The sequence below is a fragment of the Candidatus Nitrosopumilus sp. genome, from assembly GCF_965263415.1.
GTDB lineage: Archaea > Thermoproteota > Nitrososphaeria > Nitrososphaerales > Nitrosopumilaceae > Nitrosopumilus.
On record NZ_OZ253671.1, the window covers coordinates 328,290 to 346,648 of the forward strand.

The following is an 18,359-nucleotide window of genomic DNA, read 5'->3' on the forward strand; positions in this document are numbered from 1 at the left end:
ATAATGATTCAACAGTTTGAAAGATTAGATTCGTTTTCAAAAAACATTTTATTTTTGATATGTCTAGTTGTAACAGGTTTTGTTATACGAATAAATTATTCCCTATTAGATATTCCAATAATTCTAGATAGTCTTGATTATTTTTTAGTAGCAAATGAGTTAGCAATTTCAGGAAATGTAGGAGAATACAGTAAACAAAATTTAGGATGGCCATTATTTTTATCAATAATTTTTCAAATCTCAAGATTTGAGAATTATTTTGAATTAATGAATATTCAACGAATATTTTCAGTCATTTTTTCAACGTTGGCTATAGTTCCAGTATTTCTGTTATCAAAAAAATTTTTTAATTCATCAATTGCATTAGTTGGTGGAACATTTTTTGCTTTCTCACCATATATCATAGAAAATTCATTTATTGGAAGTAATGAATCATTATTTATTTTTTTAATAGGGATGTTTTTTGTTTTATTTTTTCAGAAAGAAAAAAATCAGGTTATTACTTCATTTATTTTTCTAGGATTGGCAACTATTGTCAGATATGAAGGCATTTTATTCATTTTACCTGCGGCAATAATTTTTTTGAATAAATTCAAGAATGAAAAAAATTATAAAAAATATTTTATGATAAGTTTAGTTTTATTTTCCAGTTCTATAATTTTGATGAGTTTTTGGAGATTTTCAATGGGTATGTCAGATGGATTTATTGTTAATTTTATTTCAGGTGGAAGTGTTGTTATCAATGAAGAAACAATAAAAGGGGAACCTTTAGAAACAAGATTTTATTTAGAGCGCGGAATATTTGGATTATTAGAATTTAGTGGGAGATTATTACTTCCCATTTGTCTATTTTTTGTTCCTTATTCCATTATTACGTTAATAAAAAAACAAAAAAAAGATTTTTTTAATTTAATTCTGCTAGCAGTGTTTTATTTGATCGTTCCAATCTATGCATATGGAAGAGGTTTTGAAGACATAAAATACGTATTTGTTTTATTTCCAATTTTTATAATATGTTCACTATTTCTTGTTGAAAAAATTTCCATAAAAACACAAAAGAACAATTTGATAATTTTTATATTAATTATTTTGATAGTTTCAAGTTCAATTGTTTTCCTTGAATCAAGAAAATCAGATAAACAAGAGATTTTAGAAGTTGTTAAAATTGCAAAAATTGTTCACGAATTGCCTGGTAAAATAAATGATTACGGAACAGAATCATACTATGTAGAACCTATGTATTTTGGGAATATTGAATTTCCAATACATAGCCAAGATATTCAGAGAGAGCATAAAGTAAAAAGAATTTCTGGAGATACTATTGAAGAATTGATGAATGATGCAAAGAGTAAAGATTTGAAATATTTAGCTGTTTCAGAAAAATCTAATAATAAAAATTTTTCAGATATTTATTATAATAATCAAAAATACAGTTTTCTAGTAAAAATTTTTGATTCAGAAAATACTCATGAAAAATTTAAAATTAAAATATTTGAGATAGATTATGGAAAATTAAATTTGAAAAATTGATAATCTAAAGAAATTCAATGAAAATAATGATTTAAAATTGAAAGACATAAATCTATATCATCTAACGTGAATATAATGAAAGTGCTAATTGCATCTGGGGCAGGAGGTGGAAGTGCAGAAAAAAGTATTGGAAAGTTTTTCCATTTAAAAGAATTTGGAGAAGCATTAAAAAAACAAGGAGTTGAGTACAAATTAGTAAAAGAAACAGATTATGTTTCAGGATTCCCAAATAAAAATCCAAAAAGTTGGATTTCCAAAAAAAAATTTAAAAAATTAATTGATGAATTTAATCCAGATCTAGTATTTGTGGATAGACAATCACATTTTGGTTTAGAGACAATTAAAATGAAAATACCATTATTTGTTTATTTGAGAGGACATTTTTGGTCAGAACAAGAATGGGCAAAAAAAACTATTTACAAAGATCCTATAATGAAAACTGTAATAAATTTAAGAAAAAATATTGCTGAACGGGTTTTTAGAGAATGCCAAGGAATTTTTATGACTGCAGATTATCTTGATGGAGTCATTAAGGAACATATTCCTAACGCAAAAACATTTCATTTTCTTGAAGGACTAGACACATCTAGATGGTACAAAACTAAAGGAATGAAAGAAATCAAACATCCGTGTGTTGGAATGTGTCATGATGCAAATTGGTGGGGCAAAACAAAGGAAATGTTGACTTTGGACAAAGTTATTGCAAAATTACCTGATGTTCATTTCTATTGGGCAGGAGATGGTCAATATAAAAGAGAAATTTTAGAGAAACTTCAAAAATATGAAAATTTTCATTATCTTGGAACTATAGATTATCCTGATAAAGTAAGAGATTATCTTTCTGAAATAGACATCTATGCACTTCCTACTGGAATGGATACAACTCCACTATCATGTAGAGAAGCAATGTCAATGGAAAAACCAATTATTGCATCAAAAGTTGGGGGCATTCCTGAAATGATTTACAATGATGAAACAGGATTACTGGCAGAAGAAGGAAACGCAGAACAATGGATAGAAAAAATCATTAAAATTTTAGACAACAAGGAATTTGCGGAACAATTAGGAAAAAATGCAAGGAAATTAGTAATTGACAAATTCAATTGGGACAAATTGGCAAAAAATTTTATTCAAATTGTGTCCAAAGAAATGAAAATGATTGAATAATCATTAAAACAATTTAATAGAAATTACTAAAGGGGTTATCCTTTTCAAGATTAAAAAATTTTTCATATTGATTTTGTGAAACACGTTCTAAATAATCTACATATGAATTTAGAGGATTAAGAGAATTACTAATTTTAATTTGAAATTTGATCATTGGATTAAGTTTTGTTTTTTCATCTACAACAGTTTCCTTAAATCCAACATTACTAAAAGTAACGTTAGATAAATCTGAATTTTCAAATGTAGTTAATTCAAATTCTAAATTATTAAAATTTTGAATTTTAAAATTTGAATTTATAAAAGATGATTGTTGAAATTTTGAATTGTCAAAAATAACATATTCAAGGTTTGTATTTTCAAATAATGATGAACTAGTTGATGAATGATGAAAATCTATATTTTTTAAAAAAGAATCATGTAATGCGAAACCAGCATTTTTTGTATATTTAAAATCAAGATTTGTCAAAGTAGAATTTTTAAATGTAGTTGATTTCATTTTTGAGCCTAAAAAATCAGAATTACTTATGACAGAGTTATGGAATGTGACATTTTGAAAATGAACACCTGAGAAATTTGAATCTGAAATATTTACATTATTAAATACAATATTTGTAAAAGCAGAACCAGAAAAATCTTTTTTGTTTAAGGACATATTTTCAATAATTTGATTTCGTATATTATTCCCCAAAAAAGATTTTTTTTTATCTAAATCATTGGAAAAGTTTTGATTTTCAGTATAACCATAATGAAAGTTTTCAAAAGGATGTCCTGAAGATTCAAAAATAATTTTTGAGTGTTCAGAATTAGGAATTTTCTCAAGTATGTTAGTACCAAAAAAATTTGTGTTATTAAAAATTGAATTTTCAAAATTTGCGTTAATAATTTTTGAATTATAAAAATCAGAATTACTCAAATTAGAAAATTTAAAATTTGCGTTAATAAGATTACTATGTCTTAAAATAGAGTTTTCAAGGTTGGCATTTTGAAGATTTGCATTATACAAATTAGCATCATACAAATTTACATTATACAAATTTTGATTTTCTAAATTTGTATTAGATAGATCTGCGCCAATAAGATTTGTATTTTCAAAAATAGATGTACTCAGATCAGCGAACATTAATTTTGCATTATGTAAATCAGTATTTTTAAAAATTGTATTATCAAATTTCATATATTCCAAATTTGCACCACAAAAATTCGCTCCTGTTGCATCAGCGTGTGAAAAGTTTGCATTTTTTAAATTTGCCTTATATAATTCCACATTAGCAATTATTGAATTTTCAAAATTTGCATTTTCCAGATTTGCATCTCTAAAAGTAGATCCATTAAGAGTAGAGTTTACAAATTGAGCATTAATCAGGTTTGTTGATTGAAAATTTGTTCCATACATTATTGCGTTCTTAAAATTTGCATTTTCCAGATTTGATCCATAAAAATAACTTCCTGAAAGTATAGTATTTTCAAAATTTGCATTTTTTAGGTCTAAATTATGTAATTCAATACCAATCAAGATACAATTAGAGAAATTTAATGACTTATGATTTTCAAGTAATGTTTCTATTTCCGATCTATCATGAAAATTACATTCAGTATCTCCATATGCAAAAGAAATTGGAATTAAAAAAATAACCATCAAGAAACAGATTTTTGCAAAAAAGTGCATAAATAATGTATTATTTTTGATCTATTAAATTTTTCAAAATGAATGTAGATTAGATTAATTATGAGTGTAAAGAAATTAACTTTGATAAAAAATATGAATTGTGTTGCATGTGGAAATCAATTATCAGACATAATACTAAAAGATAATTCGATTCACGAAAATTACAAGTGTTCACAATGTTTACTAGTACAAATTGATCTGAAAAACAGATCTGTTTCAAAAAAAATTCATGAAAAAGAATTTTGGAAAGAAGATAGTGATTATAGGAATTTTACAGGTACAAAATTTACGGATAAAAAAGTGCAAGATCTCGTATTAAGTTGGAACTCGTGGTTTTCCACTTTTGAAAAATTTTTTGACAAAAAAAATCTTCTCGATGTAGGTTCAGGTACAGGTATTTCTTTAGTAAAATTTGAAGAAAAAGATTTTGAAGTTTTAGGAATTGAACCAGATAACGAAAATGTTTTGAAAATTAACAAGATTTTAAATCGAGGAAAATGTATTCATGGGTTTATTGAATCAATTGAAATAGGGGGGAAATTTGATATTATATGGTCAAGTCATTCATTAGAACATTTAGAAGATCCAAACTTGTGTTTCAAAAAAGTTTTTAATTTATTAAAAAACAATGGAGTATTTTGTGTTGTTGTACCTGATGGAGAAAATATTGAATCATTAAAGAATTCAGTTAGAAACAGATTTCATTTATTTCATTTTTCTAAGAATTCACTGAAAAAAATTGGAGAGAATAACGGTTTTGAAGTTGAGTATATTTCATCATATAGGATTATGAGAAGAAATATTTTTAGAATTCATAAAATTCTTCGTAAATGTGGATTAGTGAAATTAAGTAATTTATTTTTTCCACATTATCCTTTTGAAGAAACAAATTCAGACGGTGAAGAAATAAGAATATGTTTTAAAAAATCAGCGAATTAAAGATAATTTTTGAAATTTAGACTATTTCCAAAAGCCAAACTTAATTTTTTTTAAAAAAGGCAAATATTTCTCAAGATTATATCTTTTAGAACGAATTCGTTTATCAGATAATCTATATGATTTTAAAAAAGATTGAATATTGTCTTTTTCATAATTTTCAATAGCTAATTTTTCTTCATCATATGAAAAAAATACCATTCCATAATCATGTTGATTTTTTGTAAATTGTTTTAAATAATTTTCAGGATCTGAATTAACTAATGTTAAATCAAAAAATGGTTCAACTTCTTTATCTATGAACTCCTTTACACCATAAAAATCTCTTTCAATATAATCATCAAAAAGTATAGAAAATTTTTTTGAAGATATTTTTAAAAATGAAAAAAAATCATGTTTGGTTCCATTATATGTATGAACTCCATCAACATAACAAAAATCAAAATCTTTTGTTTGTAATTTTTCCATAACCATTCCAGAATATCCCTTTATTGGAATAATTTTTTCAGTCCATTTTGGGTTTGCGATCAATTTCCAAATTTCTTTATTACTAATTTTTTGTTTTTGTGGATGTAATTCGTTAGGTAGTTTATAGTACCTCCAAATTGGTTCCTCATTACCTACACGATCAATCGTGTAAATTTTTCCATCAATGTTATTATCAAACATAGATTTTGCCATGCAAAGTGTGCTATATCCTCCACCGGTACCAAATTCTAAAATTTTTTTTGGTTTCAAAGATTGAATTAATGCGTAAAGCAATGGACCCCTATGAAATTCGAGTTGTTGGCCAACGGTACTTTCAGATAGCGATGTTGCATTTCCCATTTCCCAAAAATCATGCAGATCTAGATTATTAACATCTAAAAAATCTAAAAAATCACAATATGACTTTTTCTTCATTTTCATTCTGTAGTTTTAATATATAAAAATCATATTTTTAAGATTTTTTTGATGACTAAAATTTTGAGTTTTAATATCAAAAATTTTGATTCTTATAGGAATTAATAATATCTTCTAAAGTATCTAAAATTGGTTGAGGATAAAAATCAAATTCATTTTTGATTCTCGAAATATCAATTTTAGGGAATGAGTAATCAAAAGCATGTTCAGAAATTGAAAAATCACATTTTGTTATTTCTTGAATTTTAGATATTAATTTTTCATTAGTGATATTTATTCCGCTGGCTACATTATAAATTCTAAATTTTCCATCTAACAATATTTTTGGTAGTATTTTAGTTACATCATTAATCAAAACGTAATCTTTTTCGCTTTGCAAAGTAGTGAATAGTTCTATGTGTTTTTTATCCACTGCATCACGAATTAAAGAAGGTAAAAATAAGTCAGAGTTGGGATTATTTCCTGTAACATTAGACAATCTAGCAATTTTTATTTTTGGATTATTATAAGATAAACAAATTGATTCACCAAGAATTTTTGAATTTGTATAGAGATTGTTTGGATTAAATGAATTTGTACATAATAAACTATCTTCGTTTGTAGTCATGGATTGAGAATATACTCTAGTTGCAGAACAATAGAGAAATGAATCAAAATTTGCGTCATCAAGAATTTGAGTTAAGTAACCTACGTGGGAGTTAATAAAATCTTGAGTTTTTTCCTTATGTTTTATTTCTCCAATGGCATAGATAACATGTCCTAAATCTGTTTTTTCAAGAATTTCATGTCTTATATCAGGAGTCTTAACTTCAATTCCTAATTGTCTTAAATGATTAACAAGGTTTTTACCAATAAATCCGCTTGACCCTAAAATAGTAAATAACATAAATGATTATCCTGAATTTGATGTTAAAATTGTTTTTTCTGAAAAAATATTCCAATTTTTATCATTATCTGAGATATATGAAATAGGTAATGGCCAATCAATATTAAAAGAAGGATCATCATATTTTATTCCAGAATAATATTTTGGATTAAAATATTGACTCATTTGGTAATATAGAGTTGAATTATCTTCTAAAGTTTGAAAACCATGTGCAACACCACTGGGAACATATAACATAGAAAAATTATCTGAAGATAATTCATTACTTTCCCATAATTTGAAAGTTGATGAATCTTTTCTTAAATCAACTACAACATCAAAAATTTTACCATTAATGCAACTCACAATTTTTGTTTCATCATATGGGGGTAATTGAAAGTGCATTCCTCTCAAAGTACCTTTTGTATGATTATATGATATACTACATTGTACAAAATCTGATTCTAGATCATTTTTTTGGAATTCATGTTTATCAAAAGTTCTGGAAAAAAATCCTCTTTGATCCTCTATTTTTTCTAATTCAATTAAAAAAACACCAGAGATTTTAGTTTGAGTGAATTTCAATTGTTAAAATTACTCCGGAAAAATGAATCAAATTGTTGAACAATATATTCTAACATTTCATTTGATAATCCTGGAAAAACACCTATCCAAAATGAGTCGTTCATTATTTTTTCAGTGTTGGATAAAGAAGAAGATGTTTTAAAAGATTTGTTTTTAAAGTAAGGTTGTTTTATTATATTGCCAGCAAAAATTGGTCTTGAATCAATTAATTTACTTGAGAGGAAATTTACAAGTGAACCTTTTGAAAAATTTTGATTACTCTTCACGGTTATAGGAAAACCAAACCAAGAAGGAATACACCCTAAAGAAGGTTTAGGTAAAATTAAAAAATCTTCATATGCGGATAAATTTTTATAGAGAAAATCAAAATTTTCTTGTCTTTTTGATATAAAATCAGGTAATCTTTCTAATTGTGCCAAACCCACTGCCGCTTGCATGTCAGTAAGTTTTAGGTTATATCCAACATGGGAATATGTATACTTATGATCATATCCAAATGGCAATTCACCTAATTTTAATTCAAATCGTTTTCCACAAGTATTGCTTTTTCCCGGAGAACAAAAACAATCTCGTCCCCAATCTCTAAAAGATTCAACAATTCTTTTTAATTGATGATTATTAGTTAAAACTGCTCCTCCTTCACCCATTGTAATATGATGCGCAGGATAGAAACTTAATGTGGATAAATCTCCAAATGTACCAAGAAATTTATTATCATATTTACTTCCTAATGCATCACAACAGTCTTCAATTAACCATAAATTATGTTTCTTTGCAATTTCTGTGATTTTCTTTACATTAAACGAATTACCTAGTGTATGAGCAATCATTATTGCTTTAGTTTTTGTTGTAATATTTTCTTCAATCAAATTTTCATCAATTACATATTCAGGAATTTTTACATCAACAAATACTGGAACCAAGTTATTTTGTAGAATAGGATTTACTGTTGTGGGAAATCCTGCAGAAACGGTAATTACTTCATCTCCAGAATTTAACGATTTTGTACCTAACTGTTCTGAAGTAAGTGCAGATAATGCTAAAAGATTTGCAGATGAACCAGAATTAGTTGTAACAACATGTTTAATATTTAAAAATTGACTTAGTTGTTTTTCAAATTCAGCATTAAATCTACCAGCTGTAAGCCAAAAATCTAAGGATGAAGAAACAAGCATTTGAAGTTCAATTTTTCCAAAAACCTTTCCAGATGCAGGAATCAATGTCTTTCCTGGGGAAAATGGTTTTTTTGCATGAGCAATATCAGTGTATTTTGAAATTAACTCCATAATATCAGATCTTATTCTAGATGAAGTTTCATCATCTAATTTTGGATTTTGTAAAAAATTTGTGTCATCCATATATCATCAATATTTATTTAGATTGTTTTAATTTTTGGGAATATTTTTGGATTTGATATAAAGAAAAATCTCTCATATTTGATTTTTTTTCAAAAAATGCTTTGTACCAGTCTACAGTAAATGTTATTGCTTCTTCAAAAGTCATAATTGAATGCCAATTTAGTATTTTTTTTGATTTTGTAGAATTAAGAATTAAAGATGTTGATTCAGGAAGAGGATTGGAAGATTTTTTTGAAGCATCTATCCAAGCACCGTTGCCCCATTGTTTAATTAATAATTCAACTAGTTTTTTTACTGTTATTTTTTTATTTGAATAATTTGGTCCCATATTCCATGATGAAGAAAATTTATCAGGTTCGGTAGTTAGTTTTTCTGCCAATTTTAACATACCAGCAATAGGTTCTAAGACAAATTGAAATGGTCTTACGTGTAAAGGATTTCGTACATGAATTTTTTTGTTTTTTATTATTGAGTTGATAGAATCTGGAATGATCCTTTCTTTTCCCCAATCTCCTCCTCCAATAACATTTCCAGCTCTAATACTTGCAATACCTACATTCAAACATTTTTTAGAATTTAAAAAAAATGAATCTTTGTAAGAAGAAATAATTAATTCTGCAGATGCTTTACTTGAACTATAAGGATCAACCCCTCCTAAAGTATCAGTTTCTTTAAATGAACTATTATTGTTCAAATTTTTGTAAACTTTATCAGTAGTAAATAAAATGCAAGTTTTTACACTACGTATGTTTCGTATAGATTCTAAAACATTTGCTGTACCCATAATGTTTGTTTGAAAAGTTTCAATTGGTTTTTCATATGAAGTTCTGACAAGTGGTTGTGCTGCTAAATGAAAAACAATTGAAGGCTTGTATTGTTCAATTGTAGATTTTAGTTTTTTTAGATTATTGACATCGCCGGAAACATGAGTGAGATTATTTTTAATTTTTAAAGTTTCAAATAGAGAAGGTTTTGTGGGTATATCTTTTGAATAACCAATAACATTAGATCCTAAATATAATAGCCACAATGAAGTCCATGTTCCGATGAAACCAGTATGTCCCGTAATAAATACAGTTTTTCCTGAAAAGAAGTTTTGAAATATTTCTTGGTTTTTCATATTACCATAATTTCCAAGGAGCAGAATTTGTATTCCATAAATTTTCTAAGTGATTTTTATCTCTTAATGTATCCAATCCTTGCCAAAAACCAGAATGTTTGTAAGCTCCTAACTTTCCTTTTTCCGCCAATATTTCGAGGGGTTTACGTTCAAGAATTGTATCATCATCCTCAATGTAGTCAAAAACTGATGGTTCAAAAACAAAGAAACCACCATTGATCCAACTTGAATCACCTTGGGGTTTTTCCTGAAAATTTTTGACAGTATTATTTTCTATTTGTAGTGCACCAAATCTGCCAGGAGGTTGAACTGCAGTTACAGTTCCAATGTTTTTACTATTTTTATGAAAATCAACACATGCTGAAATATTAATATCAGATAATCCATCACCATAAGTAAAGCAAAATGTTTCATCTTCAAGATAATTTTTAATTCTTTTTAGTCGTCCACCAGTTTGAGTATTTATTCCTGTATCGACAAGAGTTATTTTCCAAGGTTCAACAAATTTTTGATGGACTTCTAAGTTATTCTTAGTTAAATCAATTGTTATATCAGACATATGTAATGAATAGTTTGCAAAATATTCTTTTATCATATATCCTTTGTATCCACAACAAATAAGAAAATCATTAAAATTAAATGAAGAATAAATTTTCATAATATGCCAGAGTAAAGGCATATTGCCTATCTCAATCATAGGTTTTGGTCTAGAATGAGTTTCCTCACTAATCCTTGTTCCGAATCCTCCAGCTAGTATAACTACTTTCACAAAAGAAATCACACTATTAAGTATAAATGTCATACAATTGTTTTTAATCAAAAATAATCATATAGTGAATAATTGTTATTAAATTAAAAAACTAATTTTAAAACACTAAATTGGATATAAAAGAGAAAAAAATTGTGCAAGTAGAAAAAAAACCAAAATTAAGTATTGGAGTTCCTGTTTTCAATGGAGAGAAATTCATACGTAAATGTCTAGATTCACTTCTTAAGCAAACATTTTATGATTTTGAAATAATTATCTCAGATAATTTTTCAACAGATTTAACAGGAAAAATTTGTCAAGAATACGAAAAATTAGACGATAGAATATCTTTCTTTCAACAAAAATCAAACATACAAATGGTTGGAAATTTTAATTTTGTCCTGCAACATGCAAAAGGAAAATATTTCATGTGGGCTGCAGTTGATGATGTTTGGCATCCAGAATTTATAGAAAAAAACATAATATTTCTTGAAAAAAATCCTAATTATATAGGCAGTATTAGTGAAATAGAATTTTTTTATGAATTATGGAAAGAAAAAGATTTTAAAAAATTTAATCAAACAATACCAAAAAAAAAATATGAATATGTTCATCCACTTGTAGGAGATTATGAAAAAAAAATAAAATTTCTTTATGATTTTGGAAAATTTGAATATTTGTACGCGATTTATAGAACTAAATATTTGAAAAAATCAATGGTTAAGAGAAATTTTCTTACTTGGGAATTACCAATAATTCTTAAGATGTTAAAATATGGAGATTTGAATGTTGAAGAGGAGATATTGATGTACAAATACATGGGAGGTAAAACAAATACAAACTTCTACAAGAAATTATTCAGTACAACTAAAAATTATTGGAAATTCGGAATTTTAAACAGTCTTTTTCCTTTTGTTCCAGTTACATTAAATATATTAACAGTTGTCGGTCCTAAGATTTTTTTTAAACATTTATTGAAGCGTTATGTCAAGGATAACTATAGGGCACAAAGATTAGTAATTCTTGAAATTTTTTCAAGAGATAATTAATTCAAAGAGGTAAGAAATATTATGATTAGATTAATTTTTAAAACAAAAATTGCAAAGAAATTTTATTAATTTACTAGGGAAATACTATGAAATATAATTATTCTAATCAAGATTTGCTTAAAAATCCAGAAAAATATAGTTTTTCAAAATTTGGAGGGTACGAATTTTTAGAATCATATTTCTTATCTAGAAAAGAATGGATTCAAAAAATTGAATATTTACTCAAAGATAATTTGTCATTAAGTGATATAATACATTATTTTTGTGATATAGAAATTGATAAAAATGAAGAAGAAATCATACTAGAAAATTTTTTGGCAAAACTCCTATGTAAAAAAATTAATGAAAATAAAATAAATTTGAAAATTGATAATTTTATAAAAAAATTTGAGATTAAAAAGAAATTGTTTACAACATATGATTTGAGTTTAATAGAAAAAAGTAAAGATCATAAAAATTTAAGAAATTATTTGTTACTTACTTTTTTGTGTTTGAACAAATATGATGAAACTAATAATCTAAAATATCTTAACACATCACTTAAGATAAATGATCTTTCAATTTCTCAAATTAAAAATATTAATGAACAAATGGATCTCTTTTTATTAAAAACCAATTTGGAAAATGAATTAAAATTTATTCAAGAAATCTGTCATCAAAAAGGACTTGAGGTATAATGAAATTAGGGATTATTCTTACAGAAGATAATCGTTCAAAAGCATATTTACAAAAAATTCTAGCAAAAAATATTCATCTAGACGAAATAATTTTTATGAATGAATCAAAAAACGAAGAAATTTTAGATGAAATTATATCTCAAGGAAAAAAATACGGATTTGACATATCAGAAAAAATTATTGAGACACTACAAAAAAATAATTTACAATTTAAAGAATTTCCATTTGTCGATATAAATAATCAAGAATTAGTAAATTACCTAAAAAAACTAGATTTAGATTATATGATTTTTACAGGTGGGGGAATTCTAAAAGAAGAAATTTTAAATTGTAAATTGAAATTTATCCATCTTCATCCAGGAATTGTTCCAGATTACAAGGGCAGCACTTGTTTCTATTATAGTATCTTAGATAGGAACGTATGTGGAGTATCTGGAATAATTCTGAATAAAGGGTTAGACACAGGAGATATAATATATCAACGAAAATTTGAAAAACCATCACATAGTTTTGTTGATGAAATTTACGATCCACATATTAGATCTGAGACATTAATAGACATCCTTAAAAAAAATGACTTGAAAAATCATAAATATAAAAAACAAATACCGACAGAAGGAACAACTTACTATATTATTCATCCAGTCTTAAAACACATTGCAATTTTAAGTTGTCAAAAAAATATTTAATAATTGATCCATTCAAATAATTTTTGTTTTAATATTTCTTCAATTTTTAAGTTAGTTCCGTAGATGTTGTTTTTTTCATTAGGATCTTTATCTAAATTAAATAATTCAAAAGTATTTGGTGTTTTATAAAAAATTAATTTGTATTGCTTATTCTTTATACAAAACACATTTGATTCTTCAGGAGATGGGTATGGTCCATGAAGTGCACCTGTTTCAGAAAATGTAAATTCTCTATCATCAACTTTTTTTTCATTACCAATTAAAAATTTGAAAAAGCTTTTACCTTTAAGATTTTTAGGAATATCAATATTACAAATTTCTAAAATTGTTGGCATGATGTCAATTGTTGACAACAAAGAGTTTGATACTGAACTTTTTCTAATTTTTTGTCCTACAAAAGTGTAAAATGTTCTGATTGTCTCTTCAAAAGTAAAAGAGCCATAATTTCTTTCACCAAAACGTTCACCTACTCCAGTTCCATGATCAGTAAAAAAAACTATTATTGTATTATTTAAAATTCCCAATTCTTTAATTGTGTGAAAAATGTTTTTTGCATAATGACCTGTTTCTTTAAAAATTTCATCATATTGTTTTAAGTTTTTTTGTTGATTTTCATAAAAAAGTTTATCATCCCATTCAAATTTTTTAAGAACTTCAGTTACAGTAATTGTATGAATCTTTGTGTACTGTAAAAATGTAAAAAATGGTTTTCCATTTGCATTCTTAAAAGTCTCTTTAATGAATTTGGTATGTTCGTTATTAAGATCAATTTTATATTCGTTAAAATCTTCTCGAATATCAAATCCTCTAGGGGACAAAATATCATCATTAATCAAACTTCTTGATGTAAAGTAACCATTATCATGTAATATTTCAGGTAAAAAAGGAATTTCAGGCTTGAGATTGGCGACTTTATAATATCCATTTACACCATTTGTTTTTCCATACTCTCCTGAAAAAATTACATTTATTGAACCAAATGTATAGGGTATCGCTGTACTTACATTATTCAGTAAAGTTCCTTCTTTCAATAATTCAACAAATTCGGGAGATTCATTAATTCGATCATATCTAGAACCATCCAATAATACAAAAATAATATTTGGTTTCATCTTTAACGATCTAAATTAATTAATTGGTTAAGAGTATTTTCAGAAATCATTTTTTGATAAAGATTATAGTCATCAAATGAATCAAATTCCAACCATCCTCCATTGATAATCAATGCTTTCAATTCAATATGGGATTTTATCAGACCTTGAAGCAAATCTGTCATGTATGATTTTTCAAATGGGATGTTTGGATTTAGTACGTTTCTGCCAAGTTTACTTTTATTCTTACATTTATTGTAAAAATCTTTTAAAATTTTTACACCTACAGAATTAAATTTCATCAATCCAATATACTGTCCTTGAATATTGGCAATATTACTTACCTTTTGACCAATATCAGTAATGTTTCCTCTTGAATTAATTTTTAGACTTTCAGAATCAATTAGTGGATCATCAAAGCGTTTTTCCCAATATGATTGCCATTTTTTATCTATGACTACCGTAATTTGTTCTTCAGAATTAGATAGTTGTTGTAATACCGTTTGTTCATAAATAATATCAGCATAAGAAATTATTAGATCACCTTCTAGTTTTTTTTCAGCACAAAATAAGCTTTCTAACATATTTGTAGAATTAAATTTTTTATTTTGTACATAATCTATACCCGGAATATTTATTTTATCAGATTTGTAACCTGTAACAACTATAATATCATCTACCTTACAATTCCTCATTGTATTAATTTGTCTTTCAAGTAATGTTAATCCACAAAAATCTACCATAGCTTTTGGAACATCATTTGTTAATGGTCGTAATCTTTTGCCTTCACCTGCAGCTAAAATTATTCCTTTCAATTTTTTTTCCAAGGTATTTTATTACAAATAATATCAATTATGTGTAATTGGTGTTTTGATTCCCTATCTCTTTCAGGATGCCACATTACACCAATTATAGGAAATTTTTTATGAAAATATCCTTCAATGGTAGAATCATTTTCAGATAATGCAAAAATTTCTAAATCCTTAGCAATATCAGTTTTTTTAATTAAATTATTATGAAATGAATTAACTTGTAATTTGTTGTGTTTAAGAATATTCTCAAAATTTGAATTAGTAATTAAAATTTCATGATTTTTTCCAACATGACTTGAATTATTATTTTTGCTTATTTTTCCATTAAAGTAAGTATTGATTAATTGCATTCCTCTACACACACCCAAAACTGGAATGGAGTTTTTCATAGAATATTCTAAAATTTTATTTTCAGTTTCATCTCGTTCTGGAAATTCACCAATATTATCTCCGCCAGATAAAACAACAGCATCTAAATCTAATTGAGACAGATAACTTTCTACATTTTGTAAAGTATTAGGAATTAGAATAGGTAAAAAATCTAAACTCTGTAGAAAATATATCCAATCATGACTAATAGAATCTCTTTTTTCATTGAATTTTTCAATATTTTGAATTCTGAGAGATAATCCAATTCTCTTTGACATTAGTTTTCTTATTGGATTATGCTTTATTATATTCTATTTGATATATCCTAGAGATTTTAGTATCTTTTTTTCTTCAAAAAATTCATCATTTTTTTTCTGCTCTAAACTAATAACTTGTTCATTTTTACAATCAAGTAATATTTTTGAGGATTGAGATACAGCATTATACAAAACTTCGCCACAGCCAATTGCTGCAGGCATATTCATTTCAGAACATCGTATTGACATATGTGAAGCAACACCACCATATTTTGTAATCAGCCCAGCAGGATTTCTAGTGAATATCCAATCAAACCCAGGATCAGCATGTTCTAAAAGTACTATCTTATTTTCTAACATTTGATCTTTTTTTGAGTTATCAAGATTAATAATTTTAGATTTAACAGTTTTTTCAGTTATAAAATTAGGTTTTGCAGAATAATATTCAATATATTCAAAATCATTTGTTGAAAAAATTATAGGTGGAAGAATCAAATAATCATTGATTTCAGCCTTTCTTTTATTTTGGTTAATTTTCTTGTTCCAAAATGATTTGAGTTGTGATTTGTTATATTTTTCAGTAGAAGAGAAAATAGTTTTAAGATCAAGAAATGATAATTCTTGTCGAGTAAAACCTAACTCAATTCCTATTTCCGCAATTATTTCTAGAAAATCACTCAGATTTTTGGTGAATTCAAATTTTATTTCTTCACGCATTTTTAATGAATTTCTAATGAATGAAAAAAGTTCATTAGGTGAGATTCCGATATCTTTTAGAATTGAAACATCTTGTAGTGATATGTTAAAAGATTTTTCAAAATTGTAATTTATGGAATTGAATTTAATATCATTCAAAAAAGGATTTTCTTTATCATATCTATCGATCGTAATATCATATGTCCCTGGTCTTAAATGACCATATTTTTTTAGAAAATTACTTTTACTCATCTTCTTGGCATAAAATCGATTGAGATCATTTTGAAAATTGGATAGTGGTGATTCTATAGTATTCATAAATTTGTCATATGTAGATTGAGTGAAAAATTCTTCATGTACTAAACTTTTTAAAAAAGAATTACCAACAAACGAAATTCTAGCCATAGTTGAAAAAGGTAATGTTCCAAAAGATTTACAATCAGATAACAAGGTTTTTGCAATTTTCAATTTTTTAGAATAGTTTTGTGTTCTCTCCAAATTTTCTAAACATTTTATTCTATTTGTTTTGAGTTGAATAACAGATTCATTACAGGATTGAAGTGTTTTCGGGAAATCGTTTATTGTTGATTGTGTAAATGATAATAAAATTTCATAAATTGCATGAATTTCTTCATTTGAAAAATTATGGTTTTTTAATTCATTTAATCGTTTTTTTAGTCTTAGATCATATGATGGAAATAAAATTTCAAATTCAATTTTATCATGTAAATGTGGATTATCAGATAATTTTTTTAAATAAAAATTCATTAGTTTTTTTCTTAATTTTTGCGGAATGTTTTTTGGTATTAATGAATTGAAGCTAGCTAAAATGTTAACATATGGTTTATTTCCAAATTTGTACATAAGTGAATGAGAATTAAATTTTTGATATCCAATTTTGACTCGCCCTCTATACCAAACCTCACTCATAATCAAAAAATCATATAGCGAATAGTCTAATGGTTTTGGATTATTTCCAATTATTTCTGCAGGATTCCAATCAGCCATATCAGAAAAAACTAGTGAATTTCCAGATAACAAATTAGATGATTGTAATTTTGAAAATAGTTGTTTGTTTTTATCTATTTGATTTTTTATTTTGACATCTAGGGTGTTGCTTCGTTTTTTAGATATTGAAGTAATAGGACGAACTTGAAATATTATAATTTGATTTTTTTTAGTAATTCCAAATTCTATATCTAAAGAATCAGATGAAATTATTGATTCAAGTTCTTTAATTGATTTTAATAATAATTTCCATTGTTTATTTAATTTGGAAGATTTAATATTTTTAAAAAGTTTTATTGTTTTGTTGATTGAACCATGGGTTACACCAGTAGTTGAAGAGCCTTCTTCATAATTTATTATATAATATGGAGAATTCAATATTGGAGTTCTAGTAAAAATCACACCACTCATAACAATATTTTGTGTTTGATGTTGCACTAAAATCTGATTTTGATTATTAACATTTTGATTGTTTGTATATGAAGATATAATTTTGTTAACTGTTGAAATTAATTGAGATTTAGAATTTGAATCTATATTTAGAAAACTTTCATATTTTCCAGCTTCTGAAGTTTCTATTGAATCCTCACCTAAAGCAGAACTTCGTATGATTATTTTTTTCTTTTTAAATTGTTTTTTTATTTCTGTTAAAATTTTTTCTTGATCATGTTTCCAGTCATTAATTGTAAAATCAAGGAGCGGCTCAATTTTAGAAAATTTTAGTTGTTTGTTTAGAAATTTCAGAACATTTGATTTTGACGTGAAAATAGATTGAATTTTAGAATTATTTTTAGATTTTTTCATTGTATTTACCATATTTTATTAAACATCGA

At 25.8% G+C, this 18,359-nt stretch carries 17 protein-coding genes; 6 read left to right on the forward strand and 11 right to left on the reverse strand.

Going from position 1 to position 18,359, the window contains the following annotated elements:
- Positions 1–3 precede the first annotated feature (3 nt).
- Together ACQY22_RS02555 and ACQY22_RS02560 are read left to right on the forward strand one after the other, a co-directional pair.
- Positions 4–1,530, forward strand: a complete 1,527-nt coding sequence (locus ACQY22_RS02555; RefSeq protein WP_428324986.1) for a glycosyltransferase family 39 protein — start codon at positions 4–6, stop codon at positions 1,528–1,530.
- 75 nt (positions 1,531–1,605) lie between these two features.
- Entirely contained in the window at positions 1,606–2,697 is a 1,092-nt protein-coding gene (locus tag ACQY22_RS02560; protein WP_428324987.1) for a glycosyltransferase family 4 protein, read from the forward strand.
- A gap of 13 nt (positions 2,698–2,710) precedes the next feature.
- Here the strand turns inward: ACQY22_RS02560 and ACQY22_RS02565 are convergent, their stop codons facing one another.
- Positions 2,711–4,363 (reverse strand): pentapeptide repeat-containing protein, encoded by a 1,653-nt coding sequence (locus ACQY22_RS02565; protein WP_428324988.1) that lies wholly within the window; start codon positions 4,361–4,363, stop codon positions 2,711–2,713.
- An 81-nt stretch (positions 4,364–4,444) separates the two neighbouring features.
- Between ACQY22_RS02565 and ACQY22_RS02570 the strand changes: the two genes are divergently transcribed.
- Entirely contained in the window at positions 4,445–5,302 is an 858-nt protein-coding gene (locus ACQY22_RS02570) for a methyltransferase domain-containing protein (RefSeq protein WP_428324989.1), read from the forward strand.
- Between the two features lie 21 nt (positions 5,303–5,323).
- Here the strand turns inward: ACQY22_RS02570 and ACQY22_RS02575 are convergent, their stop codons facing one another.
- From ACQY22_RS02575 to rfbF, 6 genes are all read right to left on the reverse strand, one after another.
- Positions 5,324–6,202: an O-methyltransferase gene (locus ACQY22_RS02575; RefSeq protein ID WP_428324990.1), complete on the reverse strand. Its 879-nt coding sequence runs from the start codon at positions 6,200–6,202 to the stop codon at positions 5,324–5,326.
- Positions 6,203–6,278: 76 nt separating this feature from the next.
- Complete coding sequence (locus ACQY22_RS02580; protein WP_428324991.1) at positions 6,279–7,088, reverse strand: NAD-dependent epimerase/dehydratase family protein; 810 nt, start codon at positions 7,086–7,088, stop codon at positions 6,279–6,281.
- Between the two features lie 6 nt (positions 7,089–7,094).
- Positions 7,095–7,652: a dTDP-4-dehydrorhamnose 3,5-epimerase gene (gene rfbC / locus ACQY22_RS02585; protein WP_428324992.1), complete on the reverse strand. Its 558-nt coding sequence runs from the start codon at positions 7,650–7,652 to the stop codon at positions 7,095–7,097.
- Complete coding sequence (rfbH, locus tag ACQY22_RS02590) at positions 7,649–9,010, reverse strand: lipopolysaccharide biosynthesis protein RfbH (RefSeq protein WP_428324993.1); 1,362 nt, start codon at positions 9,008–9,010, stop codon at positions 7,649–7,651. Before rfbH ends, rfbC begins: the two co-directional genes overlap by 4 nt.
- 13 nt (positions 9,011–9,023) lie before the next feature.
- Positions 9,024–10,130 (reverse strand): CDP-glucose 4,6-dehydratase, encoded by a 1,107-nt coding sequence (gene rfbG / locus ACQY22_RS02595; protein WP_428324994.1) that lies wholly within the window; start codon positions 10,128–10,130, stop codon positions 9,024–9,026.
- Position 10,131: 1 nt separating this feature from the next.
- Entirely contained in the window at positions 10,132–10,899 is a 768-nt protein-coding gene (rfbF, locus tag ACQY22_RS02600) for a glucose-1-phosphate cytidylyltransferase (RefSeq protein WP_428324995.1), read from the reverse strand.
- Positions 10,900–11,009: 110 nt separating this feature from the next.
- On the opposite strand from rfbF, the gene ACQY22_RS02605 reads away from it, so the two are divergent.
- From ACQY22_RS02605 to ACQY22_RS02615, 3 genes are all read left to right on the forward strand, one after another.
- The gene (locus ACQY22_RS02605; RefSeq protein WP_428324996.1) at positions 11,010–11,927 is read left to right on the forward strand and encodes a glycosyltransferase family 2 protein; all 918 of its coding nucleotides are present in this window, start codon (positions 11,010–11,012) and stop codon (positions 11,925–11,927) included.
- A gap of 86 nt (positions 11,928–12,013) precedes the next feature.
- Positions 12,014–12,604, forward strand: coding sequence for a hypothetical protein (locus ACQY22_RS02610; protein WP_428324997.1), 591 nt, complete (start codon positions 12,014–12,016; stop codon positions 12,602–12,604).
- Positions 12,604–13,293, forward strand: a complete 690-nt coding sequence (locus ACQY22_RS02615; protein ID WP_428324998.1) for a formyltransferase family protein — start codon at positions 12,604–12,606, stop codon at positions 13,291–13,293. The genes ACQY22_RS02610 and ACQY22_RS02615 overlap by 1 nt, the downstream gene beginning before the upstream one ends.
- On the opposite strand, the gene ACQY22_RS02620 is transcribed toward ACQY22_RS02615, so the two are convergent.
- Genes ACQY22_RS02620 through ACQY22_RS02635 form a run of 4 tightly spaced genes read right to left on the reverse strand, consistent with a single transcriptional unit; the run spans position 13,290 to position 18,342 of the window.
- Positions 13,290–14,405: a sulfatase family protein gene (locus ACQY22_RS02620; protein ID WP_428324999.1), complete on the reverse strand. Its 1,116-nt coding sequence runs from the start codon at positions 14,403–14,405 to the stop codon at positions 13,290–13,292. The genes ACQY22_RS02615 and ACQY22_RS02620 overlap by 4 nt on opposite strands.
- A 2-nt stretch (positions 14,406–14,407) precedes the next feature.
- On the reverse strand, positions 14,408–15,211 hold the full coding sequence (locus ACQY22_RS02625; protein WP_428325000.1) for an NTP transferase domain-containing protein: 804 nt from the start codon (positions 15,209–15,211) through the stop codon (positions 14,408–14,410).
- Positions 15,196–15,843 (reverse strand): gamma-glutamyl-gamma-aminobutyrate hydrolase family protein, encoded by a 648-nt coding sequence (locus tag ACQY22_RS02630; protein WP_428325001.1) that lies wholly within the window; start codon positions 15,841–15,843, stop codon positions 15,196–15,198. The genes ACQY22_RS02625 and ACQY22_RS02630 overlap by 16 nt, the downstream gene beginning before the upstream one ends.
- Positions 15,844–15,876: 33 nt before the next feature.
- Positions 15,877–18,342: a PEP/pyruvate-binding domain-containing protein gene (locus tag ACQY22_RS02635; protein ID WP_428325002.1), complete on the reverse strand. Its 2,466-nt coding sequence runs from the start codon at positions 18,340–18,342 to the stop codon at positions 15,877–15,879.
- Positions 18,343–18,359 lie beyond the last annotated feature (17 nt).